Raw genomic sequence first — 22,907 nt, 5'->3', positions numbered from 1 at the left:
GGCTCCGGGCGCTCCTCAGGGAAGGGCGTACGACGAATGACGGTGGTGCTGCTGGACCCGGCACGGCCGGATCTGATCCCCATTCGGGCACGCTCATGTCTCGCCGGGCCGGTGCAGGTCACCGAGGACGTGCCCGCGGCGATGCTGTGGGAGTTCGACCACGTCGAACCCGTCTTCGACGACGCACCCGTTGATCCGGGATCGGTGCTCGTCAGTACCGATCCCGAACATCCGCTGGTGCAGGCGCGAATTGCGCGCGGGGACGTGGTCATCGCGGCGCAGACGGTTTCCGGCATGGCGCTTCTCGAGTCCGTGGCGTTGATGGACACATTGCGTCGGAACGGCCCGTGGGAGAGCACGCAGACGCACCACTCGTTGCGGCGTTACCTGCTCGAAGAGGTCTATGAGTTGCTCGACGCCATCGAGGCCGGTGACCCCGTGGAGCTCTGTGAGGAACTCGGCGACCTCCTGCTGCAGGTGCTGTTCCACGCGCGCATCGCCGCCGACGACCCGGAGTCGCCGTTCGACATCGACGACGTCGCACGGAGTTTCACGTCGAAGGTGACCGGCCGGACTCCCGGTGTGCTGTCCGGCGCCCACTCGGATCTGGAGACCCAGATCCGGGAATGGGAGGAACGCAAGGCGGCCGAGAAGCGCCGCGGCTCGGTGTTCGATGGCGTCGCCACGACCCAGCCCGCTCTCGCCCTGGTGCAGAAGGTCCTCGAACGGCTCACCGCGGCCGGTTATCCCGTCGACACCATCCCCGCGGAGACCCTGACCGTGACGGTCGTCGCCGGCGGCGACAGCGTCGAGGCGCAGGCGCGGGACCGAGCGCTCGCGTTGATGGCCGACGTGCGCGCGGCAGAAGCGCGTGCGGCCGAGCGAGGCGTCACCCTCGACTCGCCCGAGGCGTGGTCGGCCGTGCTGGGCGAGAACCCGGCCTGATCATCAAGCGGCGCAGTTGTCGCGTTTCGTTGCGATCCGCGCAACGAAACGCGACGACTGTCGCGGGGTGTGGGAGATGAACCGGATCGAGGCTCAGACGGACAGTGCGGTCAGCTGTTTCGTGAACTCCGCCTCGTCGATTCGCGTGTGGCGTCCGTCCTCGATGACGATCTCGCCGCCGACCATCACCGTGTCGACGATGGACCGTGATCCGGTGGTGAGCAGCGACGCGCCGGGATCCCGGACGGGGAGGGTGGCGTAGTCGCGGTCGAACCGCACCAGGGTGAGGTCCGCGGACGACCCGATCGTCACGCCGCCGGCCACCGGCGACAGACCGAGCGCGGAGTTGGCGCCGCCGCAGGCGATGTCGAGCATCTGGGGGAACCCGAGCAGGTCCGCACGCCGGTGGACGGCACGTTGCAGGTAAGCGGCGATGCGCAGCGTCGCCAGCATGTCCTGGGTGTCGTTGCTGGCGGCGCCGTCCACGCCCAGCCCGACCGCCAGGCCGCGCTCCAGCATCGCCGGGATCGGGGCCACCCCGCTGCCGAGACGCATGTTCGACAATGGATTGTGCGACACCGCCACCTTCCGGGCGGCGAGGGTGCGCTGGCCGGCGTCGTCGAGCTCGACGCAGTGGACGGCGAGCACGCGGTCCCACAGGAAGCCGTTGCGGTCGAGGTGGTCGACGGCCCCGAAGCCGGTGTGCTGCCGGCACATCTGCTCGTCGGTGCCGGTCTCGAGCAGGTGGATGGAGACCGGCAGTCCACGTTCCTGCGCGAAGTCGCGGATCTTTCGCATCCCGGCGTCGGTGACCGAGCGCGGATTGGGTACCGCCAGGGCCATCGAGATCGCTGACCCGGCAACCTCGTTGCGGAGATGGTCGACGTGGTCGAGGACTTCGCCGAGGGGTTGCATCAGCCGCGGTTCGAACCCCCACTTGCGGCTCGGGTCGGTGCGGTCGGCGACCCCGCGGCCGAGGAGTGCGCGGATTCCGGTGTCGCGCAGTGCCTGTACGACGGCGTCATGGATCTCGTGCGACGGGTGCGGCCACATGTGTTCGACGACGGTCGTCGTGCCCGATCGCAACAGTTCGAGGCAGGCCGAGACAGCGGCGAGGTAGGCCCGCTCGGGTGTGATCGCCACCGATTCCTCGCCCACGGCCAGCAACCATTCGAGCAACGGTGTGCATTCGGCGATTCCCCGCATGAGCGACTGCTGGAGGTGCGTGTGGGTGTTGACGAACCCGGGGATGACGTAACCGTTACCGGTTTCTTCGCCCGGACGGGCGGTGGGTGCGATCGCGGTGACGATCCCGTCGACGACATGGACGTCGTGATGGGCTTTCCACTGCCCGGCCGTGTAGACGGTGACGTCGCGAAAGGCCGGGGCCGCCGCGGTGACGGCGGCCCCGGGCAATGATGTGTCGGTCACTTCGCGAAGTTCGCGGCGATGCGCTGGGCGAGGTAGTCTGCGGCGGTGATCGGCGGGTAGGTGCCGCCCGCGCTCTCGATCAGCACGTCGGAGTTCGCTTGGGCGAAAAACGCGAGCGTGTAGCGCGGACCGGTGTACTCGCCCCGGCGGGGAGCCCGGACCCGATGGAAGTTCGACGGCAGTCGGTCGTCGGACCAGCGCATCAGCATGTCGCCGATGTTGCAGGTGATGGCGTCGTCGGACGGCTCGACCGACGTCCAGGCCTCGCCGTCGGCCTCGGCGCCCGGTAGCACCTGCAGACCTCCCTGACCGGACCGCTGGAACAGCAGGGTCAGTGCGTCGAAGTCGGTGTGTGCGCCGGCGCGCCAACTGTTCTCGGAGTCGATCAGTTCGTCGGGGAACGCGTAGTAGTGCAGCAGCCGCAGGGTGCTCTGGTAGGTGTCCGCCGTCGGGTCGTGCGCCCGGGTGAAGAAGTCGCGGTCGAAACCCAGACGCTCGGCGAAACAGCTGAGCAGGGTCATGGCCACCGACCAGCACCGGTGCTCGAAATCCTCGATGGTGGAGCGAAATCCGGCGAGCTCGCGCTCACTCGGCCACAGTCCGTCCATGCGGGGCCGGGTGAACTGGTAGGACTCCTTCTGGTCCGGTGTGCCGATCGACGGGCGTACCTGGGTGCGGTACTCCCAGCCCGCGTTCTGGCCCTTCTTGAGCGGATACTGCTCCTTGATCGAACGGGGGAGCGCGAAGAACCGGGCGGACATCTCGAACGCGTGGTCCACCGCGGCCAGGTCGATGCCGTGGTCGATCACCTGGAAGAAGCCGATGTCGGTTGCGGCCGACCAGAGTTGGTCGGCGATCTCGTCGCGGCGGTTGTCCAGATCGGCCAGACTGATCCGGCGGATCTCGCGGTCGGTGGTCTCGGTTCCCAGCCCGCCCATCCGGCGTTCCCGGTCGAGCTCGGCCAGGCCGGCCGAGGCGGCCGGCGATGGGGGTGTGGTGGTCTCGGTCATCGTGTGTCTCTCTGTGGTCGGGGAAGACGTGGGCGTCGGGTCAGCGGATCTGCTCATCGATGAACTGGGTCGTGAACAGCTGGTCGGCGGGCAATGCGGCCGGCAGGTCGGCGCCTCCGCCGTTCAGGATCGGCACGAGGTCGTTGACCACGTTCTGCGCCTTCACCATGTCGTAGCTGCCGTAGACACCGTCCGCGCCCGGGGCGATGACCGCGCGATCCTTCAGCAGGCCCGCCGAGTACGCCGCCTCCCCGGCCGAATACGGGGTGAAGGAGACGTCCTGGGACACCCAGTCGACGATGGTGGCGTTGACCACGTCGGGCGAGGCCACGTAGTCCTTACCGGTCTGCTGGATCATCGGGACCAGCTTCTCCAGACACGGCGACATCTCCTCGACGTCACCGGCGCGGACCGAGACGTTCGACGCGTAGACGTCGTACCCGGCGTCCTTGACCATCGCGTAGGCGACCGGCTTGTTCCACGACGGGGTCTCGTTCTCGTAGGTGTAGGGCTCGGAGTTGGCGAACCCCTGCTGGGTGATCGACGGGTCGCCGACGAAACGTGCCGGGGCGCCGTCGTAACTGGTGTCGAGCTGATCCTGCTGCAGCAGCCCCTTCGCGACCAGCCACTGCGGGAAGATCTGATCCTTCGACACCACCACGCTGGCGTCGGATCGGCCGATGTCGGCGATCGTCTTCACGTCCGGGTGGGTTGCGGGGTCCCACATGATGATCGAGGGGTTGTACTGCAGCAGGGGCGTCACACCGACCACGCGTTGGTCCTTGGCGGCGGAGATCATCTGGTCGCCGTGGACGAGACCGAGGTGGATGGAGTCGTCGGAGTACATGGCCGAGGGCACCGACTGGAATCCGATGGCCGGTCCGCCGGCGCGCAGCGTGATGTCGACGCCGGTGTCCATGCCGTCGAAGACGAGCGGTCCGGAGACCGACTTGTTGTCGGTGTCGACGGTGTACCCGGGTCCGAGAAGTCCGATGACCCCGGCCATGTCCGACTGCGGTTGCCACTGCAGTTGAACCACCACGTTGTCGGGGCAGGTTCCGGCGAGGGTGGATTCGGCCGGCGCCGAGGGGAGGCTCGACGACGCGGTGTCGTCGGACCCGGAACTCGAGCAGCCGGCGAGAACCGCTGCGCAGATCGTCGCCGCCGTGGCGGCCACGGCCAGACGCGACGTGCGGAGGCGGGACGGTGGGTGAGGGGTCATGGGATCTCCTGGACTGATGCCGTTCATTCGCGACACATTCGCGATCTACATGTGAAAGCTAGGTGGACGTTCCGGATTGCGCCAGCCGGGAACGGTGGTGTCTCGAACGTGTCGAATTCGGCCGTAGATGTGCATTGAACTGGACTTACGGGTCGAAATGCGCGATGTGAGGGGCCCGGTCCGCCGCGGCTGGTGACGCAGTGTTTACACACGGTCATCAACCTGAAATACATGTAACCAATCATCGATTGGCAGTAAGACTGCAACAGTTACATGTAGACAGCACAGGGGAAGGCCGGATGAAACTCTACGACACGGTGAGGGATGTGGATGCGCGTCATCTCACCAAAGATGTGGTCGCGTCCGTCTCCGGGGTGACGAAGCGATTCGAGTCCGGGACCCAGGCGCTGGACCGGGTGGACCTCGACGTGCGCGCCGGCGACTTCGTGGCCGTCGTCGGACCGTCGGGTTGTGGTAAGTCGACCCTGCTCCGGATGGCCGCCGGTCTCGAGAAGCCCACGGAGGGAAGCGTGGCACTGTCCACGGAGTCGGTCGGGTTCATCTTCCAGGAACCGACCCTCCTCGCCTGGCGCAGTGTGCGGGGCAATGTCGAACTCTGCGCCGAGATCGCCCGGCTGCCGCGGGGTGAACGACGACGCCGGGCGCAGGCCGCGATCGACGCGGTCGGTCTCACCGGGTTCGAGTCGCAATTGCCGCGCATGCTGTCCGGTGGCATGAAGATGCGTGCCTCGCTGGCCCGCGCGTTGACCTCCGAGCCCGAATTGTTGCTCCTCGACGAGCCTTTCGGCGCTCTCGACGAGATGACCCGGCTCGACATGCAATCCGAGCTGCAACGGCTCTACGCCGAACGCCGGTTCACCGCGATGTTCATCACGCATTCGGTGTCCGAAGCGGTCTTCCTCGCCAACCGGGTGATCGTGATGTCCGCACGCCCCGGGCGGATCGTCGCCGACATCGGCATCGACTTCGCTCACCCACGCCACCCGGATCTGCGCTACGACAGCCGTTTCACCGACCACGTCGCCGAGATCTCCGAGACCCTCCGAGGTGCACGATGACCACCGCCGCCCGATCTCGTCCCGCCGCCGGCGAGCACCACGGACCGGTCTCCGCGCCGCAGCCCGAACCCACACGCGGCGAACGGTCGTCGCGGAAGAGTGGCGCCCGCCGTATCACGGCAGCCGTGCTGAGGTACGGAGCACCCCCGGTCCTCTCCCTCGCCGTGGGAATCGCCGCCTGGTACGCGGTCAGCTATCTCATCCTCACTCCGGAACGGCGTTTCCTGCTCCCGCCGCCACACAGCGTGCTGACCGAGTCGCTGCTGGACCCGGACAGCGTCGGCCCCATGCTCGACGCGCTGTGGGTCACCGCGAAGGTCTGTCTCGTGGGCTTCGCCTTCGCCGCGCTGATCGGGGTCGCCATCGGCGTCCTGATGAGCCGGGGGTCCTTCCTCGAACGCGCGATCTACCCCTGGGCCGTTGTGCTGCAGGTGATCCCGGTGCTCGCGATCGTTCCGCTGATCGGGCTCTGGTTCGGCTACGGGATGGTCGCCCGCACGATCGTGTGCGTGATCATCGCGATCTTCCCCATCATCGCCAACACGCATTTCGGGCTCGTCTCGGTCGACAAGTCCTCACAGGAGCTGTTCACCCTGTCGAAGGCCTCACCGGTGCAACGCCTGCTGATGCTCGAGTTCCCGTCGGCGCTCCCGTCGATGATGACCGGCTTCCGGACGGCCTCGGGGCTGGTCGTGGTGGGCGCCATCATCGGTGACATGTTCTTCGCCAAGGGCGAACCCGGTATCGGGACCCTGCTCGACATCTATCGGGCTCGCCTCCAGTCCGACGACCTCATCGCGGCGATCGTCCTGGCCTCGGTGTTCGGCATCCTCGTCTTCGGCGCCTTCAGCATTCTCAACGCCGCCGTGAACCGTCGTCGCTGAGGCTATCTCCGCGCTCGCAACCACCTCGACCCGAACCCATCCGGAGGATTCATGTTCACCGTTCCCACCATCGACATCTCGCCCTACCTCGACCCGGAGAGCTCGGCCGCGGCGCGGGACGACGTGGCGCGCGCCCTCGACGACGCCTGTGGCGGAGTCGGTTTCGTCCAGGTCGTCGGTCACGGGATCGCCCCCGGCGTCATCGACGGACTGACCGCGGCGCTCGACGAGTTCTACGCGCTGCCCCTCGAGGTGAAGAAGCAGTACGCCCGGCCGGGGCAGAATCGCGGCTACAGCCCGCCGAAGAGTGAGTCGCTGAGCATGAGTCTGGGTGTGGCCGCGGCGAATCAGATGAACGACTTCTACGAGGCGTTCACCGTCGGCTCGGAGGGGTCCTGGTTCCCGGGCCTCGACCTGCCGGAGTCCAGCTACCCGACGAACACGTGGCCGGACGCGGCGCCGGGATTCCGCCCGGCGGTCGAATCCTGGTTCGACGCGGCGCGGGGCCTCTCGCGAGTTCTGCTCACCGCCTTCACCGATGCGCTCGGTCTGCCGCCCGGTTACTTCGACGGGATGACCGATCACTCCATCGACGCGCTGAAGCTCAACAACTACACCCTCCCGGAAGGCGAGATCGAACTCGCCGGGGAGCTGACCGGGATGGGTGCGCACACCGACTTCGGCATCCTCACCGTGCTGTGGGCCGACCAGGTGCCCGGGCTCCAGGTGCTCGATCACGAGGGGCGGTGGCACGACGTGGCACCCGCCGACGGCGCCCTGCTGGTCAACCTCGGCGATGCCATGGCGCGGTGGACGAACGACCGGTGGCGATCGACTGTCCATCGCGTCGATCCGCCCGTCGTCGACGGCCGGATCCTTCGTCGTCGATCGGCGGCGTTCTTCTTCGACGGCAACGCCGATGCCGTCATCGAGACGCTGCCCGGGTGCGCGCGTACCGACCACCCGGGATATCCGCCGATCACCGTCGCCGAGAACATCGATGCGAAACTCGCCGGGATGAAGAGCGGAATCGCACCCGTCGGCGCCGGGCGCGAGGCGCAGCGCGTGATGGCCGCGGGATGAGGTCGGGGCATCGGCCTTCTACGCTGGGACGATCATGACGGGAAACGGAGACGACGGCGCGCTGCTCATGCAATCGGTCCTGCGCCGGATACGCGACGAGATCTTCGACGGCACGCTGGAACCCGGTGCGTCGCTGTCGGTTCCCGGTCTGGCCGCCCGACTGGACGTGTCCCGCAGCCCCGTGCGCGAGGCGGTCCAACAACTCGTCATGGACGGGCTGGCGGTCTACACGCCTCGTGTCGGTGCGAAGGTCGCCGTCCTCGACGACGAGATGCTGCGGCACGTCTTCGAGGTCCGCGAGGTCCTCGACGGACTCGCCGCCCGCCAGGCCACCATCCGGGTGACCCGTGCCGAGCTGACCGGGCTCTGGGATCGGGTGCGTGAGCAGGAGCGTCTGCTGGAGACCGAGCCCGATCACCGACGCGACGCCGAACTCGATCTCGACTTCCACACCGCGGTCCGGTCGCTGTCGGGAAACGCCCCGCTGTGCGACGCACTGCTGAAGCTCGACACCCAGTCACATCTCTACCGATCCGACATGTGGTCGCACGAGGACAACCGTCGGCACGCCGTGACCGAGCACCGCCGGATAGTCGCGGCATTGGAGGTCGGTGACGCCGACGAAGCGGACCGGGCCGCGCGCGCCCACGCCGCCGGCGTACTAGTCCGGCTGCTCCGCACCTGAGGCCCTTTCAGCGGCCACGGATCAGTCGAAGAGGTGTTGTCCCCACCATTCGCCGGGGGCGAGTCCGGGTGGTATCGCGAAGACCGACGACCCGTTGGGGATGAGGTACTCGGTCATCGCGTCCTTGCGGGACAGGGCATGTTGCATCGGGACGAACTGGCGGCCGGTGTCGCGGTTGAACGCGATGAAGAACAGGCCGGCGTCGAGGTGGCCGAATCCGTCCGAGCCGTCGGTGAAGTTGTACCCGCGCCGCAGGATCCGGACACCTCCGAGGTTGTCGGGATGCGCAAGCCGGATGTGGGCGTCGCGGGGGATCACCGGTGTGCGGCCGGAGGTGACCGCGAAGTCGGGTGTGTCGAATTCGTCGGTCTGTCCCAGCGGTGCGCCGGCCGCTTTCGTGCGGCCGACGATCTGTTCCTGTTCGAGTAGGTGGGCGCGGTCCCATGGCTCGATGTCCATGCGGATACGTCGGGCGACGAGGTAGGTACCGCCGGTCATCCAGCGGGCGGCCGGCGGGTTGTCCTCGGCGCCGACCCACACCCAGCGGTCGAGCAGCTCGGTGTCCTCCGCCCGGAGGTTGTTGGTTCCGTCCTTGAATCCGAACAGGTTGCGCGGGGTCGACTGCGACTGGGTGGTCGACGAGGTGCGGCCGAAACCGAGTTGGGACCACCGCACCGCGGCCACGCCGAAGGCCATGCGGGCCAGGTTGCGGATCGCGTGGACCGCGACCTGAGGATCGTCGGCACATGCCTGGATGCAGATGTCTCCGTAGGACCGTGCCGGTTCGATCTTCTCCGCCGCGAAACCGGGGAGATCCTGCAGGGCAGCGGGTTTACGATCGCCGATGCCGAATCGGTCGGGGCGCGCTGGGTCGGCGGCGCTGGGACCGAACAGTCCCGGACCGAAACCGATGGTGAGGGTGAGGTTCGCGGCACCGAGGCCCAGTGCCTCGCCGGTGTCGGCCGGCGGTGTGTAGTCACCGAGTCCGGCCGCGCCGTCGTCGACGGTCTCTTCCCCGCGGGTCATCCGTTCGGCCGCCGCGGTCCAGCGTTGCAGCATCGCGATGAGGTCGGCGCGGGAGTCGGTGACGACGTCGAAGCTCGCGAAGTGGAGCCGGTCCTGCGCCGCGGTGATGATGCCCGCCTGGCGCTCGCCGCGGAAGTCGACGATCTGGGTGGGCGGGGACTCCGAGGACGCGGACGCCCGCCCGATCGCGACCCCGCCCGCGGCGACGACCAATCCGGCGCCGCCGATCACCGCGCGGCGGGAGAACCCGCGCCGTGGGGACCGGGGCGGGGCGTCGGACTCCGCGTCGCGGGGGTCTGGGGCCGGATCACTCACTGGGCCAACACGATCCCGGGAACCTGCGACAGGGTCGCCGACAGGGCGTCGATCTGGTTGGACATCGCCTTGCGCCGGTCGGCGGAGACCTCGGTGTAGGACACGTACCCGTCGCCGGAGCGGTAGGTGTTCACCGAGTCGCGGACCGTGGCGAACTGGGCGGTGATGGTGTCCATCAGCTGCGGGTCCTTCGCCGCGATGATCGGCTGCAGTGTCGCGATCGCGGTCTCCGAGCCGTCGAGGTTGCCGGCGAAGTCCCACAGGTCGGTGTGGGAGTAGCGGTCTTCCTCGCCGTCGATCTTGGTGGCGGCCACCTCGTCGATGAGCGCCTGGGGGCCCTTCACGAACGACCCGGTCTCGAACTCGAACCCGGGTGCGTTGACCTCGTCGCGGAGCTTCGTCACATCCGCGAGCAGCTGGTCGGCGACCGGCGCAATCGTCTGCGGGTTGTCGGTGGCGGCCGCGTTCTGTGCATCGGCTGGGGTGATCTGGCCGGGCGCATCGCCGATCTCGGCCGGTTGCGGCGGCCACAGGAAACGTTCGATGCGGTGGAAGCCGGTGAACGGCTGGGCGCCGTCTTCGGTGTCGTCCCAACGCATGTCGATGGCGGGGTCGAGGTCGGGGAAGGACTCGGCGACCGGCTCGATGCGCTCGTAGGGCGTGCGCGCGAGCCCGAACTGGGCGCGAGCGGCGTCGAGATCGCCCGCCTTGACGCTGCCGACGAAGGCGGTCACCTGCGCGTGCAGGGTGTTGAGCTGGTTGCGGACGTACTCGAGGTACTGGCCTTTCGCGGCGGTCACGTCCGCGGGTACGTCGGCCTTCTCCTTGCGCTCGCCGCCGACGGTGAGTTCGGTACGGATACCGGTGCCGACCATGCCGGGTTTGCAGGCCACGGTGTACGTGCCGGGTTCGACGATCTCGACACTCAGGTTGCCCGACAGCCCGGGGCCGATGTTCTCGACCTCGCCGAGTACACGGTTGTTGTTGCCGTACACGTAGAACTCGGTGACCTTGTCGCCGGAGTTGGTGACGGCGAAGTCGACGTCGCCCGTGGTCGCCTCGCTGCTCGCCAGGTCGCACGCATCGTTGGTGGAGGTGACCGTGATCGCGCCGTCCGAGGTGGCCTTCTGGGTGCAGCCGGCCAGCAGCACGGGCAACACGAGTGCCGCGGCCGCGCCGGCGGCCATCACGGTTCTGCGATTCACTGAGGGTTCCTTTCGGTTGCGGATTCCGCGGATGCGGGGTTCTGCGTGGTCGTCGTTCCCGGTGCGGAGGTGCCGGTGGGGGAGGCTTCGGTAGCCGGGGTCAGTTGCCGTCGGCAGAAGATCGTCAGCACGACGGCCACGTACACGACCCAGGCGACGACCTGCAGGACGGTGGGGTCGGGCCGGAAGTTGAAGATGCCGCCGAGCACGGTGCCGTACCAGGACGACGCGTCGTAACCCTCGGAGATGTCGAAGGCGACGGCTCCGTGCCCGGGCAGCCACCCGACGGTCTGCAGGGCGCCGATGCCGTACGTCAGGATCCCGGCCGCCACGAAGATCAGGAAGACCCCGGTGTAGATGAAGAACAGACGCAGATCCAGTCGGATCGCGCCCTGGTAGATCAGCACGGTCAGCGCGACCGCGGCCACGACCCCGAGCAGCAAGCCGATCAGCGGCCACAATCCGCCGGAAACACTCTCGGCGTAGCCGACCATCAGCAGGGCGGTCTCGAACCCCTCCCGCCCGACGGCGAGGAACGCCAACCCCATCACCGAGGCCCGGCCGGCGACGAGTGCCCGCGACATCCCGCTCTTGAGATCGGTGGAGATGTGCCGGGCGGCCTTGCTCATCCACAGCACCATGAACGTGACGATGACGACCGCGACCAGTGAGGCGATCCCGGCGATGGTCTCGGCCGCGAGCGGGGTCATGGTCGACGTGCCGAAGTGGATCACCAGGAACACCACGACGACCATCGCCACCGCGGCGGCCACGCCCGACCAGATCCACTTGAGCGCATCTCGCCGGCCGGTCTTGACCACATACGCGACGAGAACCATGACCACTATGCCGGTTTCGAGCCCTTCGCGTAACCCGATCAAGCCACTGCCGAACATCTGCGTGAACGTCGAAGGCGCGTCGCCCGCTGCTGCGAGCAAGCGGCCATGCGCCGCAACCAGTGTCACGAAAGTCGTCCCTTCTCGGTGCCCCTCGTGCTCGAAGGTTCGCTGAGGCTAACCAACCATGAACGTTAGACCCGAAACGACGTCCGGGATAGGGCGAATCGACCCGTTCGGCCGCCTGTGTCCGCGGATTCCCGCCCGGCCTGGACTTTCACCCACGATGATTTGATGTCGTCTCGCTGTGCGGTGAGCGGATTGTCGGAATCGGTCCGAACGGGTGGCACCCGGGACGAGAATCAACTGGGTCATCATGGGTGCATGGTCTCCACCCCCGGCACCGCGCACAGTGACAACGTGATCCTGGTGCACTGGCACGATCTCGGTCGCCATCTGCGGTGTTACGGCGCCGACGGCGTCGAGAGTCCCGTGCTCGACGACCTCGCCGCGTCCGGTATCCGGTTCGCCGACGCGCACGCGACGGCGCCCCTCTGCTCGCCCGCCCGCGGTTCCCTGTTCACCGGGCGCTATCCGCACGGCAACGGTCTCGTCGGCCTCGCACACCACGGCTTCGAGTACTTCCCGGACGTGCAGACCCTCCCGGCGCTCCTCGGCGGCGCCGGGTATCGATCGGCGCTCTTCGGGATGCAGCACGAGAGCGCCGACCCGGGCCGGCTCGGCTTCGACTCGGTGGACGTGTCGGATTCGCGATGCGACTACGTGGTCGACCGCTCCCAGGACTGGTTGCGGCGTCATGCCCACGACGATCGGCCGTTCTTCCTGACCGCGGGCTTCTTCGAGACGCATCGGCCCTACCCGGTCGACGAGTACAAGCCGGCGGACACCAGCACGATCGCGGTGCCCGGATTCCTGCCGGACACCGACGACGTGCGCGACGATCTGGCGGGTCTGCACGGCTCGATCACGAAGGCCGACTCGGCCGTGGGCCGGCTCCTCGACACCGTCGCCGAACTCGGTCTCGACGACTCCACCTGGATCGTGTTCGTCACCGATCACGGTCTGGCGTTCCCACGGGCGAAATCGACGCTGTACGCAGAGGGCACCGGGATCGCATTGATCATGCGCCCGCCGTCGCGGCTGGGGATCACGCCGACGGTCTACGACGATCTGTTCTCGGGGGTCGATCTCACGCCGACGCTGCTCGACCTGGTGGGCGTCGACATCCCGGACACGGTCGACGGTGACTCGCACGCCCCCGCGCTGGTGGGAACCGAATCCACGGCCGTTCGCACCGAGGTGTTCACCGAGAAGACCTACCATGATGCCTTCGACCCGATCCGGGCCGTGCGCACCAAGGACTTCAGCTACATCGAGAACTACGCGGCGCGGCCGGCGTTGTTGCTCCCGCTCGACATCGCCGACAGTTTGTCGGCGCGGTCGCTGGATCGGCAAGAGGTGCAACAGGATCGGTCGCGGGTCGAGCTCTACGACCTGCGTTCCGATCCGCATGAGCGCAACAACCTCGCCGACGACCCGTCGTATGCGCATGTCCGGGACGAGCTCGCGCGGGCGTTGGCCGATTGGCGCGAGCGCACCCATGACGACTTGCCCGATGAAGCGGCCGGCACGGCGACGGCGGAGGCCTTCATGGACGCATTCCACGCCAAGGCGGCGCAGGTCGAGGCCGAGGAGGAGGCATTGCCGTCCCGGCGTCCGCTGGGTGCCCGTCGCGAGTTGGCGGGGGACATCACATCGGGCGAGCGCTGAGGGGCGTCGGCACGAAAGCGTCATCTCGGACACGCGATCTCACGACACCCACAGCGCGGTCTCGGTGTCAATGGTTTCGACCCGGCTGCGCGTAAAAGGCCAGCTTGCGGTGCTTTTCCCGCTCGCTAGACTCGTCTTTCATGTCAGCGAAGTCCTCGTCGGGACCGGCAAATTATCTGGTGTGTGCCAGCCAGCGCAGCGGCAGCACGCTGCTGGTGGAGTCGCTCGCCGCGACCGGCGTCGCGGGTCGTCCGGAGGAGTTCTTCCAGTACTTCTCGGATTCCTCGGCGGCTCCGCAGCCGCGTGAATGGTTCGCCGGTGTCAGCGATCCCACCATCCTCGAGCTCCTGGAGCCACTCGATCCCGGGGTGGTGGACACCCGCGATTCGGCCACCTGGCGCTCGGACGTGCGGGCGGCGGGTCGCACGCCGAACGGGGTGTGGGGCGGCAAGCTCATGTGGAACCAGACTCCGCTGCTGATCTCGCGCAGCCGGGTCGCGTCGGGTTCGTTGCGCGGCGCCGTCCGCTGGCTGTTCGACGGAGCCGATCCGCTCTACGTGCACGTCCATCGAGAAGATGTTGTGCCGCAAGCGGTGTCGATGTGGCGCGCGGTGCAGACCCGCGTGTGGCGGCACGACGGCTCGGACACCGACGAGCACGACGAGGCGGTGTATCACGCCGGCGGTATCGCCCATCTCGCCGGCATCTTGAGCGACCAGGAACGACAGTGGCGCAACTGGTTCGCCGCCGAGGGGATCGAACCGCTCGAGATCGGGTTCCGGGACCTGGTCACCGATCCCACGAAGGCGACCGCACTGGTGCTGGAGAAGATCGGGCAGGACCCGGAGCTGGCGCCGCCGCCACCGCTGAAGCCACAGTCCAATTCGCGGTCCAAGGAGTGGGCCCGACGCTATCGAGAAGACGCCGAACGAAACGGATACCCACTGTGACCGCTGTAGACGAGACCTCGCTCGACCGGGCGACCGGCGACCGGGCCCGGCCCGGGGACGCCGACGACTTCGACCATGTGACCGCCATCCGGGTGTTGGAGGCCGAGGCGGTGCACATCATCCGCGAGGTGGTGGCGGAACTGGAGCGGCCGGTGCTGCTGTTCTCCGGCGGCAAGGACTCCATCGTCCTGCTCCGGTTGGCCGAGAAGGCATTTCGGCCCGCGCCCCTGCCCTTCCCGATCATGCACGTCGACACCGGCCACAATTTCGACGAGGTGATCGAATTCCGTGACCGACGGGTCGCGCCGACCGCCGAGAATCCCGAGGGCATCGAACTCATCGTGGCCTCGGTCCAGGAGTCCATCGACTCCGGACGAGTCGCCGAGTCCACCGACCCGTCGGGTTCGCGGAACCGCCTGCAGACCCGCACCCTGCTCGATGCGCTGGAGGAGGGCGGATTCGACGCCGCGTTCGGCGGCGCCCGCCGCGACGAGGAGCGTGCCCGCGCCAAGGAGCGCATCTTCAGCTTCCGCGACGAGTTCGGGCAATGGGATCCCCGCGCCCAACGACCCGAACCGTGGTCGCTGTACAACGGGCGGATCCGTCGTGGGGAGTCGGTGCGTGTGTTCCCGCTCTCGAACTGGACCGAGACCGACATCTGGCGCTACATCGAGCTCGAGGGCCTCGAGCTGCCCTCCATCTATTTCGCCGCCGAGCGGGAGGTCTTCGACCGGGACGGCATCCTGCTCTCGGTCTCGGAGTACTCACGGCCCCGCGACGGTGAAGAGGTACGGACCGAGTGGGTGCGCTACCGCACCGTCGGTGACCTGACCATCACCGGGGCGGTGCGCTCGCGGGCCACCACGATCGCCGAGATCATCGCCGAGATCAGCGAATCCACCGTCTCCGAACGCGGGGAGACCCGCGCCGACGACCGCACGTCCAGCGCCGCCATGGAAGACCGCAAGCGCGAAGGATACTTCTGATGACTCTCACCTCGCCACAGCCGGTCGTCCCCGCCGGTGACGAAACAAGCACGTCCGCAAGGCAATTCCTCCGGATCGCGACCGCGGGCAGTGTCGACGACGGCAAGTCCACGCTCATCGGCCGGATTCTGCACGACACCGGCAGTCTGCCGACCGATCATCTCGCCGCGGTCACCGACGGCGACGGTGATGTCGACCTGGCCGCCCTCTCCGACGGCTTGCGCGCCGAACGCGAACAGGGCATCACGATCGATGTCGCCTATCGCTTCTTCTCCACGCCCACACGGAGTTACGTCCTCGCCGACACCCCCGGACACGAGCGGTACACCCGCAACATGTTCACCGGGGCGTCGAACGCGCACGTGGCGATCCTGCTCGTCGACGCCCGGCACGGCCTGCTGCGGCAGACCCGACGCCACGCCCGGATCGCAACTCTCGTGGGCGTGCCGCACGTGATCGCGGCGGTCAACAAGATCGACCTCGTCGATTACTCCGAGCACCGTTTCGACGAGATCCGGGCCGACCTCGCCGAACTCGCGGTGCAACTCGGGATCGGGGAGATCTCGGCGATCCCGGTGGCCGCCAAGCACGGGGACAACGTCGTGCACCGCTCGTCGAACACCCCGTGGTACTCCGGGACAACGCTGTTGGAGTACCTCGAGGACGTCGAGCTCCACGCGCCCGCGCCGGTGACCGAGGAACTGCGCCTTCCGATCCAGTGGGTGTCGCGTCCCAGCGAGTCGAACCGGCGTACCTACACCGGCCGGCTCGCCTCCGGAACACTGCGCGTCGGTGACGAGATCGTCGTGCTGCCGTCGGGAAGCCGGTCGACCGTCACGGCGCTCGATACCCTCGATCCCACGAGAGACGTTGCGGTGGCGCCTCTCTCGGTGGGAATCCAGGTCGCCGACGACATCGACATCGGTCGCGGCGACGTCATCGTGAGCGGTGCGGACGGAGCGCATGTACCGGTCCTGGCCCGCGAGATCGATGCGCACGTGTGCTGGTTGTCGAACTCGCCGCTGCGGGCCGGTGACCGCGTCGCCCTCAAGCACGGCCCGTCGACGGTCCGCGCCACCGTCCAGTCCCTCGAGCGGCGCCTCGACCCGGACACCCTCATCGAGCACGTCGCCCCCGGTGAGCTCGTGCTCAACGACATCGGCACCGTCACGCTGCGGACGTCGTCGGTGGTGCCGGCCGACCCCTATGCGAGCAACCGCGACACCGGCGCGTTCATCCTCATCGACGAGGCCTCGAACGACACGGTCGGCGCGGGGACGATCCTCGAGCCGCGCGAGGTCATCCCGGGTAAGGCGACGCGCAACGACATCAAATGGCATCCGAGTTCGCTGGCGCGTGCGGAACGATGGGCGCACACCCAGCAGCGCGGAGCGACGGTGTGGCTCACCGGTCTACCGGCGTCGGGCAAGTCCACCGTCGCCGTCGCGCTCGAGCGGGCCGTCGTCAGCCGCGGGCGCGTCGCCTACCTCCTCGACGGCGACAACATCCGGCACGGGATCTCCGACGACCTCGGCTTCTCCGCCGGTGACCGCGCGGAGAACATCCGCCGTGTCGGCCACGTGGCCCGACTCTTCGCCGACGCCGGGGTCATCGCGATCGCGTCGATGGTCTCGCCGCTGCGTTCCGACCGGGAGATCGCGCGTGAACTGCACCGCGCCGCCGACCTCGACTTCATCGAGGTCCACGTCTCCACGCCGGTCACCGAATGCGAACGCCGTGACCCCAAGGGCCTCTACGAACGCGCGCGTCGCGGCGAACTCCGCGGGCTGACCGGCATCGATGCGCCCTACGAGAGTCCGGAGAGCCCCGATCTGCGATTCGACACCACCGGCGCGGACATCGACCGGCTGGCGTCGCTCATCCTCGGTGCGCTGATGGATCGCGGCATCATGGCGGGGTGAGTTGCTGTCATCCCCCGGGACCCGCGCACGGCGGCCCGGGTGCGCCGTTCCCGCCGGCCGAGCACGCCGGTGGCGGTCCCGGAGTGCACCCGATCGAGACGGTGGACATCCCGGCCGGGGGCTTCGCCATGGGCGACGCCTTCGACGAGGGGTACCGCACCGACGGTGAGCGACCGGTGCACGACGTCGAGCTCGGTGCGTACTCGATCGACGCGACGACGGTGACCAACGCCGCGTTCGCCACGTTCGTCGCGGCGACCGGACACCAGACCGATGCCGAGCGCTTCGGTGGTTCCGCGGTGTTCTACACCTACGCCACCGCGCCGGGCGAACCCGTGCCGGGAACGCCGTGGTGGCTCGCCGTCGAAGGTGCGTCGTGGCGCCACCCGGCGGGTCCCGGCAGCCGGGTCGACGATCTGGCCGACCACCCCGTCGTCCACGTCAGCCACCGCGACGCGCAGGCCTATTGCGTTTGGGCCGGACGTGTCCTGCCCACCGAAGCGCAGTGGGAGAACGCGGCGCGGGGTGGGTTGCGCGGGGCCCGATACCCCTGGGGGAATGAACCACCCACCGCAGAAGCGCCCCGCTGCAACATCTTTCGCGGCGAGTTCCCGGATGCGCCGACCGCCCGGGTCGGTACCGTGCCCGTGCGGGACTTCGAGCCCAACGGCTTCGGCCTGTACCAGTGCGCCGGCAACGTCTGGGAGTGGTGCGCCGACATCTTCGGCGCGCGGTACTACCGCGTCTCCGAACGCATCGATCCGGGCGGGCCGGGGCGGGGCCGCGCTCGCGTCCTGAGGGGCGGCAGCCATCTCTGCCACGACTCGTACTGTCATCGCTACCGGGTCGCCGCGCGATCTCACAACACGCCGGAGTCGACGGCGAGCAACATCGGGTTCCGGACCGTCGGTCCCGCGGCCGGCTGACATCCATCCGGCCGACAACCCGTCCACACGTCGCTGGGAACCGAACTCCGCCGTGGTCAGTTGGATCAGCAGACTGTGTGTCGATTTCCGGGAGACCCGATCGGCTGTGCGATCGTGGTTCCCCTCGGGCGGTGTCCGCCCGAAAGTCGTCGGACCGGAGAGGGGAGTAGGGCAGGAATGCGTGTGGAGGGCCGGGATGCGGCGCGTCGGGAGTCGAGGCGGCCGAACCCGTGGAGGAACGGCCTCATGGCCTCGGCCGTGGCGGTCGCGTCGTCGGTGCTGCTGGCCGGCTGCATCGACCTGCCGTCGCTGACCAGGCCGGACATCCCGGAGGGCATCCCGCCGGGGGCGGGCGTGCCCCAGCCCTACATCGACATCAACGCACCCGGGCGTACCGCGGACAGGATGCACGACTGGGCCGTGCCCATCGCGGAGTCCACCGGTATCCCGGTCGTCTCGCTCCAGGCCTACGGCAACGCCGCCGAGATCCAGCGCCAGCAACACCCCGAGTGCGGACTGAACTGGACCACGCTGGCGGGGATCGCCGGCGTCGAGAGCAAACACGGCCACTACCGCGGCTCCGACGTGGCCGACAACGGCGACGTCAACCCGCCCATCCGGGGCGTCAAACTCGACGGCACCCGCGGCAACATGGAGATCCTCGACACCGACGGCGGCGCACTCGACGGCGACGCCACCCACGATCGAGCGATGGGGCCGTTCCAGTTCATCCCGGAGACGTGGAAGCGCTACGGCGTCGACGCCAACGGTGACGGCGTCCCCGACCCCGACAACATCGACGACGCCGCCCTCTCGGCGGCCCGCTATCTGTGTGTCTCCGCCGGCAACGACATGACGACGCCGGAAGGGTGGGAGAAGGCCGTCCGGACCTACAACAACTCGATGGCCTACGTCCTCGACGTGCGCGATCACGCCAACGCCTACTCGATCAACGTCCGCTTCTGAACCCTGCCGGGAAGGCCTTCTGCGCTTGCGTCGACCTTGTCACGTGCGGCTTCGGCGCAGCCACTAGGCTCTTGCCTATCGGCCGGCACCAGACCCGGCCGTCGTCGGCGTAGGCGGCCCCGTCGGAGGACACATCTCCTGGGATCACGCCGACGAACTCGTCCACCGAGATTGGGGTGCAACCGTGGCAATCATCGAGCAGGTAGGTGCGCGTGAGATTCTCGATTCGCGGGGCAACCCGACGGTCGAGGTCGAGGTCGTCCTGGATGACGGCACCTTCACCCGGGCCGCCGTGCCGTCCGGGGCGTCGACCGGCGAACACGAGGCCGTCGAACTGCGCGACGGTGGCGACCGGTACCTGGGCAAGGGCGTCACCAAGGCCGTCGAGGGTGTCCTCGGGGAACTGGCCCCGGCCGTGATCGGGATCGAGGCCGAGGAACAGCGCCTCGTCGACCAGGCACTGCTCGACTGCGACGGCACCCCCGACAAGAGCCGTATCGGCGCCAACGCGCTGCTCGGTGTCTCGCTCGCGGTCGCCAAGGGCGCGGCCGAATCGGCCGGGCTGCCGCTGTTCCGTTACATCGGCGGACCCAACGCCCACATCCTGCCGGTGCCGATGATGAACATCATCAACGGTGGCGAGCACGCCGACAACGGCATCGACTTCCAGGAATTCATGATCGCCCCGGTCGGCGCGCCGACCTTCAAGGAGGCGCTGCGGTGCGGTGCCGAGGTCTACCACGCCCTCAAGGGCGTCCTGAGCAAGCAGGGCATGAGCACCGCACTCGGCGACGAGGGTGGCTTCGCCCCCGACCTGCCCAACACCGAGGCGGCCATCGCGGTCATCGGTGAGGCGGTCGGCAAGGCCGGCTACAACTTCGGCCGCGACGTCGTCATCGCGCTCGACGCCGCAGCGACCGAGTTCTTCTCGAACGGTGCCTACAAGCTCGAGGGCAAGGAACTCGGCGCCGACGAGATGGTGTCGTTCTACGAGAAGCTCATCAGCGACTTCCCGATCGTCTCGATCGAGGACGGTCTGTCCGAGGACGACTGGGACGGCTGGGCCAAGCTGACCGAGTCGATCGGCGACCGGGTGCAGCTCGTCGGTGACGACCTGTTCGTCACCAACCCCGAGCGTCTCGAGGAGGGGATCTCCAAGGGCATCGCCAACGCGCTGCTCGTGAAGGTGAACCAGATCGGCACCCTGACCGAGACCCTCGACGCCGTCGCACTCGCGCACAACAACGGCTACAAGACGATGATGAGTCATCGGTCCGGTGAGACCGAGGACACCACCATCGCCGACCTCGCCGTCGCCTGCAGCTGTGGACAGATCAAGACCGGCGCTCCGGCCCGCTCCGAGCGCGTCGCCAAGTACAACCAGCTGCTGCGGATCGAGGAAGGACTCGGCGACGCGGCACGGTACGCGGGCGACCTCGCCTTCCCGCGTTTCTCGTTTGGTTCGTGATTAGCTGTCTGCATGGCTTCGCAGCGACGTCACCGCGGTGACGGGCGTCAGCGTGGGCGCGATCGTCGGGTAGACGCGCGCTCACGCGAACGCGCCCGTCGCACGCGGCGGCACGCTCGTCCTGCGTCGTCGGCGGCGCCCGAGGAAGCGGTCGAGGCGGCCGGGCACGAGGTTCCCGCCGATCTCGACGCACCGGTCGCCGACGACACCTCGGATTCCGGGGTCCGTCGGGTGGCGCCGGAGCGCGTGCCTCGAACCCGCCGACGTCCGGCCCGCGCCGGCATCGGCGCCCGCCTGCGTGGTGTCGAGATGACCCCGGCCGGCCTTGCGACGCTCGTCATCACCGTCGTGGTGGTGTGCGTGGTGGCACTGACGCTCGCGATGCCGCTGCGGACGTACTTCAGTCAGCGTTCGGAATTCCGTCAGCTGACCGCGTCGAACGAGCAGCTGCAACGCGAGGTCGCGGACTATCAGCAGAAGGTCAACGAGCAGAACGATCCCGCCTACATCGAGGCCCAGGCGCGGACGCGCCTGCAGTTCGTCAAACCAGGAGAGATCCCGCTCGTGATGTTGTTCCCCGCCGACGAGGCACGGCGCGAGGCCGCCGAACGTGCCGAAGAGCGCGCCCGCGCACCGTGGTACGGAAATCTCTGGGACACGCTGTCGACCCCTCCCGGCGTGCAGTGAGCTCCTCCTCCGGCCACGGTGTCTCCGCGGAGGATCTCGCCACGGTGGCCGCCCAGCTCGGACGCGAACCGCGCGGGGTCCTCGAGATCAGCTACCGCACACCTGACGGGAAGCCCGCGGTCGTCAAGACCGCGCCCCGGCTGCCCGACGGCACACCGTTCCCGACGTTGTACTACCTGACCGATCCGCGTCTGACCGCCGAGGCGAGCCGCCAGGAGTCGGCCGGTGTCATGAAGGGCATGACCGCGCGCCTGCACGACGACGCCGAACTCGCCGCGGCGTACCGCCGTGCGCACGAGGACTATCTCGCCGAACGCGACGCGATCGAACCCCTCGGCACCGATTTCACCGGTGGCGGTATGCCGGACCGGGTGAAGTGCCTGCACGTCCTGATCGCGCACTCCCTGGCCAAGGGCCCCGGGCTCAATCCTCTCGGTGACGAGGCGGTGGCGCTCGCGGCCGCGAACGGGTTGCGCGGCAGCGCGATTCCGGAGGACTGGCCCGAGCCGTCGGATACGGGGACCGACGAGTGACCGTCGTCGGAGCCGTGGACTGCGGCACCAACTCGATCCGCCTGCTCGTGGCGAAGCCGGGCCCGGACGGGCGACTCGTCGATCTCCATCGTGAGATGCGTGTGGTCCGACTGGGTTACGGCGTCGACGCGACCGGGATGTTCGCCGCGGAATCGATCGAGCGGACGCGGGTCGCCCTCAGCGACTATGTCGACACGATGGAAGCGCTCGGCGTCGAGAGAGTGCGGATGGTCGCCACCTCCGCGACCCGCGACGCGTCGAATCGCGACGAGTTCTTCGCCATGACCGCCGATCTGCTCGGGTGCGTGTCCGCAGGCGCGATCGCCGAGGTCATCACCGGCGACGAGGAGGCGCGGCTGTCGTTCCGCGGGGCAGTCGGCGAATTGGATGCGGCGGATGGGCCTTTCGTGGTCACCGACCTCGGCGGCGGTTCGACAGAAGTCGTCCTGGGCGATGCGGACGGTGTGACCGCGGCGTACTCGGCCGACATCGGGTGTGTTCGGCTGACCGAGCGTGCTCTGCCGTCCGACCCGCCCACGCCGGCGGAGCTGGCCGCGGCGACCGAATTCGCACGCGCACGTCTCGCCGAGGCGTTCGCCGCGGTGCCGGTTCAGTCCGCTCGCACCTGGGTGGGCGTCGCCGGCACGATGACGACGCTCGCCGCGCTCGGTGCCGGCCTCCCCGAGTACGACTCGGACGCGATCCATCTGTCGACGATCTCGCTGCCCGAACTCGACCGGGTCTGCCGGAACCTGATCGGTATGACACGCGCCGACCGCGCGGCGCTCGGACCGATGCACCCCGGGCGCGTCGACGTCATCGGCGGCGGATCACTGATCACCCTCGAGCTCGCGAGAGTGCTGTCGGAAAGTGCCGGTATCGACGAACTAGTCGTGAGCGAACACGACATCCTCGACGGGATCGCGTTGGGAATACTCGACTGAGCAATGCTCGATC

The 22,907-nt window shown here is 68.3% G+C and carries 21 protein-coding genes; 15 read left to right on the top strand and 6 right to left on the bottom strand.

Annotated features, from left to right (window positions below; translation table 11 throughout):
• Nucleotides 1-36 precede the first annotated feature (36 nt).
• Nucleotides 37-945, top strand: a complete 909-nt coding sequence (locus KB201_RS01900; RefSeq protein WP_211538204.1) for a MazG family protein — start codon at nucleotides 37-39, stop codon at nucleotides 943-945.
• 93 nt (nucleotides 946-1,038) lie between these two features.
• Here the strand turns inward: KB201_RS01900 and KB201_RS01895 are convergent, their stop codons facing one another.
• Genes KB201_RS01895 through KB201_RS01885 form a run of 3 tightly spaced genes read right to left on the bottom strand, consistent with a single transcriptional unit; the run spans nucleotide 1,039 to nucleotide 4,608 of the window.
• Entirely contained in the window at nucleotides 1,039-2,376 is a 1,338-nt protein-coding gene (locus KB201_RS01895; protein WP_307848013.1) for an amidohydrolase family protein, read from the bottom strand.
• Nucleotides 2,373-3,386, bottom strand: a complete 1,014-nt coding sequence (locus KB201_RS01890; RefSeq protein WP_211538203.1) for an isopenicillin N synthase family oxygenase — start codon at nucleotides 3,384-3,386, stop codon at nucleotides 2,373-2,375. The genes KB201_RS01895 and KB201_RS01890 overlap by 4 nt, the downstream gene beginning before the upstream one ends.
• Before the next feature lie 40 nt (nucleotides 3,387-3,426).
• Complete coding sequence (locus KB201_RS01885; protein ID WP_211538202.1) at nucleotides 3,427-4,608, bottom strand: nitrate ABC transporter substrate-binding protein; 1,182 nt, start codon at nucleotides 4,606-4,608, stop codon at nucleotides 3,427-3,429.
• A gap of 299 nt (nucleotides 4,609-4,907) precedes the next feature.
• Between KB201_RS01885 and KB201_RS01880 the strand changes: the two genes are divergently transcribed.
• From KB201_RS01880 to KB201_RS01865, 4 genes are read left to right on the top strand one after another with little or no spacing between them, the layout of a single operon-like run.
• Complete coding sequence (locus KB201_RS01880) at nucleotides 4,908-5,687, top strand: ABC transporter ATP-binding protein (RefSeq protein ID WP_065630925.1); 780 nt, start codon at nucleotides 4,908-4,910, stop codon at nucleotides 5,685-5,687.
• Nucleotides 5,684-6,571, top strand: coding sequence for an ABC transporter permease (locus KB201_RS01875; protein WP_249144937.1), 888 nt, complete (start codon nucleotides 5,684-5,686; stop codon nucleotides 6,569-6,571). The genes KB201_RS01880 and KB201_RS01875 overlap by 4 nt, the downstream gene beginning before the upstream one ends.
• A gap of 51 nt (nucleotides 6,572-6,622) precedes the next feature.
• Complete coding sequence (locus tag KB201_RS01870; protein WP_211538201.1) at nucleotides 6,623-7,654, top strand: isopenicillin N synthase family oxygenase; 1,032 nt, start codon at nucleotides 6,623-6,625, stop codon at nucleotides 7,652-7,654.
• 34 nt (nucleotides 7,655-7,688) lie between these two features.
• Nucleotides 7,689-8,339 carry a GntR family transcriptional regulator gene (locus KB201_RS01865; RefSeq protein WP_058250812.1) on the top strand — a complete coding sequence of 217 codons (651 nt, stop codon included), beginning with the start codon at nucleotides 7,689-7,691 and terminating at the stop codon, nucleotides 8,337-8,339.
• A 21-nt stretch (nucleotides 8,340-8,360) separates the two neighbouring features.
• Here the strand turns inward: KB201_RS01865 and efeB are convergent, their stop codons facing one another.
• The 3 genes from efeB to efeU are packed head-to-tail and all read right to left on the bottom strand — an operon-like array spanning nucleotide 8,361 to nucleotide 11,781.
• A complete protein-coding gene (gene efeB / locus KB201_RS01860; protein WP_211538200.1) occupies nucleotides 8,361-9,680 on the bottom strand; it encodes an iron uptake transporter deferrochelatase/peroxidase subunit in 1,320 nt (439 codons plus the stop codon).
• Nucleotides 9,677-10,885, bottom strand: a complete 1,209-nt coding sequence (efeO, locus tag KB201_RS01855) for an iron uptake system protein EfeO (protein WP_211538199.1) — start codon at nucleotides 10,883-10,885, stop codon at nucleotides 9,677-9,679. The genes efeB and efeO overlap by 4 nt, the downstream gene beginning before the upstream one ends.
• Nucleotides 10,882-11,781: an iron uptake transporter permease EfeU gene (gene efeU, locus KB201_RS01850; RefSeq protein WP_249144936.1), complete on the bottom strand. Its 900-nt coding sequence runs from the start codon at nucleotides 11,779-11,781 to the stop codon at nucleotides 10,882-10,884. Before efeU ends, efeO begins: the two co-directional genes overlap by 4 nt.
• A gap of 324 nt (nucleotides 11,782-12,105) precedes the next feature.
• Between efeU and KB201_RS01845 the strand changes: the two genes are divergently transcribed.
• The 10 genes from KB201_RS01845 to KB201_RS01800 all read left to right on the top strand — a co-directional run bounded on the left by KB201_RS01845 (nucleotide 12,106) and on the right by KB201_RS01800 (nucleotide 22,894).
• Nucleotides 12,106-13,512, top strand: coding sequence for a sulfatase (locus KB201_RS01845; RefSeq protein WP_211538197.1), 1,407 nt, complete (start codon nucleotides 12,106-12,108; stop codon nucleotides 13,510-13,512).
• Nucleotides 13,513-13,652: 140 nt separating this feature from the next.
• Nucleotides 13,653-14,462 carry a Stf0 family sulfotransferase gene (locus tag KB201_RS01840; RefSeq protein ID WP_058250810.1) on the top strand — a complete coding sequence of 270 codons (810 nt, stop codon included), beginning with the start codon at nucleotides 13,653-13,655 and terminating at the stop codon, nucleotides 14,460-14,462.
• Complete coding sequence (cysD, locus tag KB201_RS01835; protein ID WP_264186743.1) at nucleotides 14,459-15,448, top strand: sulfate adenylyltransferase subunit CysD; 990 nt, start codon at nucleotides 14,459-14,461, stop codon at nucleotides 15,446-15,448. The genes KB201_RS01840 and cysD overlap by 4 nt, the downstream gene beginning before the upstream one ends.
• Nucleotides 15,448-17,370, top strand: coding sequence for an adenylyl-sulfate kinase (cysC, locus tag KB201_RS01830; RefSeq protein WP_078112123.1), 1,923 nt, complete (start codon nucleotides 15,448-15,450; stop codon nucleotides 17,368-17,370). The genes cysD and cysC overlap by 1 nt, the downstream gene beginning before the upstream one ends.
• Nucleotides 17,367-18,296: a formylglycine-generating enzyme family protein gene (locus tag KB201_RS01825; protein ID WP_374193862.1), complete on the top strand. Its 930-nt coding sequence runs from the start codon at nucleotides 17,367-17,369 to the stop codon at nucleotides 18,294-18,296. The genes cysC and KB201_RS01825 overlap by 4 nt, the downstream gene beginning before the upstream one ends.
• Before the next feature lie 177 nt (nucleotides 18,297-18,473).
• On the top strand, nucleotides 18,474-19,262 hold the full coding sequence (locus KB201_RS01820) for a lytic transglycosylase domain-containing protein (RefSeq protein WP_058250808.1): 789 nt from the start codon (nucleotides 18,474-18,476) through the stop codon (nucleotides 19,260-19,262).
• A 184-nt stretch (nucleotides 19,263-19,446) separates the two neighbouring features.
• On the top strand, nucleotides 19,447-20,730 hold the full coding sequence (gene eno, locus KB201_RS01815) for a phosphopyruvate hydratase (protein ID WP_058250807.1): 1,284 nt from the start codon (nucleotides 19,447-19,449) through the stop codon (nucleotides 20,728-20,730).
• A gap of 12 nt (nucleotides 20,731-20,742) precedes the next feature.
• Nucleotides 20,743-21,417: a septum formation initiator family protein gene (locus KB201_RS01810; protein WP_058250806.1), complete on the top strand. Its 675-nt coding sequence runs from the start codon at nucleotides 20,743-20,745 to the stop codon at nucleotides 21,415-21,417.
• Nucleotides 21,414-21,950 carry a DUF501 domain-containing protein gene (locus KB201_RS01805; protein WP_058250805.1) on the top strand — a complete coding sequence of 179 codons (537 nt, stop codon included), beginning with the start codon at nucleotides 21,414-21,416 and terminating at the stop codon, nucleotides 21,948-21,950. The genes KB201_RS01810 and KB201_RS01805 overlap by 4 nt, the downstream gene beginning before the upstream one ends.
• A complete protein-coding gene (locus tag KB201_RS01800; RefSeq protein WP_078112122.1) occupies nucleotides 21,947-22,894 on the top strand; it encodes a Ppx/GppA phosphatase family protein in 948 nt (315 codons plus the stop codon). Before KB201_RS01805 ends, KB201_RS01800 begins: the two co-directional genes overlap by 4 nt.
• Nucleotides 22,895-22,907 lie beyond the last annotated feature (13 nt).

This window comes from Gordonia sp. SCSIO 19800, from assembly GCF_018132775.1.
Classification (GTDB): domain Bacteria; phylum Actinomycetota; class Actinomycetes; order Mycobacteriales; family Mycobacteriaceae; genus Gordonia; species Gordonia hongkongensis.
This window is presented reverse-complemented; position numbering and strand designations above follow the sequence as displayed.

What these genes read in the sequence shown, in the direction of transcription:
- KB201_RS01900 (WP_211538204.1), top strand. Translation starts at nt 37, where the DNA reads ATGACGGTGGTGCTGCTGGACCCGGCACGGCCGGATCTGATCCCCATT.
- KB201_RS01890 (WP_211538203.1), bottom strand. Translation starts at nt 3,386, where the DNA reads ATGACCGAGACCACCACACCCCCATCGCCGGCCGCCTCGGCCGGCCTG.
- KB201_RS01885 (WP_211538202.1), bottom strand. Translation starts at nt 4,608, where the DNA reads ATGACCCCTCACCCACCGTCCCGCCTCCGCACGTCGCGTCTGGCCGTG.
- KB201_RS01880 (WP_065630925.1), top strand. Translation starts at nt 4,908, where the DNA reads ATGAAACTCTACGACACGGTGAGGGATGTGGATGCGCGTCATCTCACC.
- KB201_RS01875 (WP_249144937.1), top strand. Translation starts at nt 5,684, where the DNA reads ATGACCACCGCCGCCCGATCTCGTCCCGCCGCCGGCGAGCACCACGGA.
- KB201_RS01870 (WP_211538201.1), top strand. Translation starts at nt 6,623, where the DNA reads ATGTTCACCGTTCCCACCATCGACATCTCGCCCTACCTCGACCCGGAG.
- KB201_RS01865 (WP_058250812.1), top strand. Translation starts at nt 7,689, where the DNA reads ATGACGGGAAACGGAGACGACGGCGCGCTGCTCATGCAATCGGTCCTG.
- efeU (WP_249144936.1), bottom strand. Translation starts at nt 11,781, where the DNA reads ATGTTCGGCAGTGGCTTGATCGGGTTACGCGAAGGGCTCGAAACCGGC.
- KB201_RS01845 (WP_211538197.1), top strand. Translation starts at nt 12,106, where the DNA reads ATGGTCTCCACCCCCGGCACCGCGCACAGTGACAACGTGATCCTGGTG.
- KB201_RS01840 (WP_058250810.1), top strand. Translation starts at nt 13,653, where the DNA reads ATGTCAGCGAAGTCCTCGTCGGGACCGGCAAATTATCTGGTGTGTGCC.
- cysC (WP_078112123.1), top strand. Translation starts at nt 15,448, where the DNA reads ATGACTCTCACCTCGCCACAGCCGGTCGTCCCCGCCGGTGACGAAACA.
- KB201_RS01820 (WP_058250808.1), top strand. Translation starts at nt 18,474, where the DNA reads ATGCGTGTGGAGGGCCGGGATGCGGCGCGTCGGGAGTCGAGGCGGCCG.
- KB201_RS01810 (WP_058250806.1), top strand. Translation starts at nt 20,743, where the DNA reads ATGGCTTCGCAGCGACGTCACCGCGGTGACGGGCGTCAGCGTGGGCGC.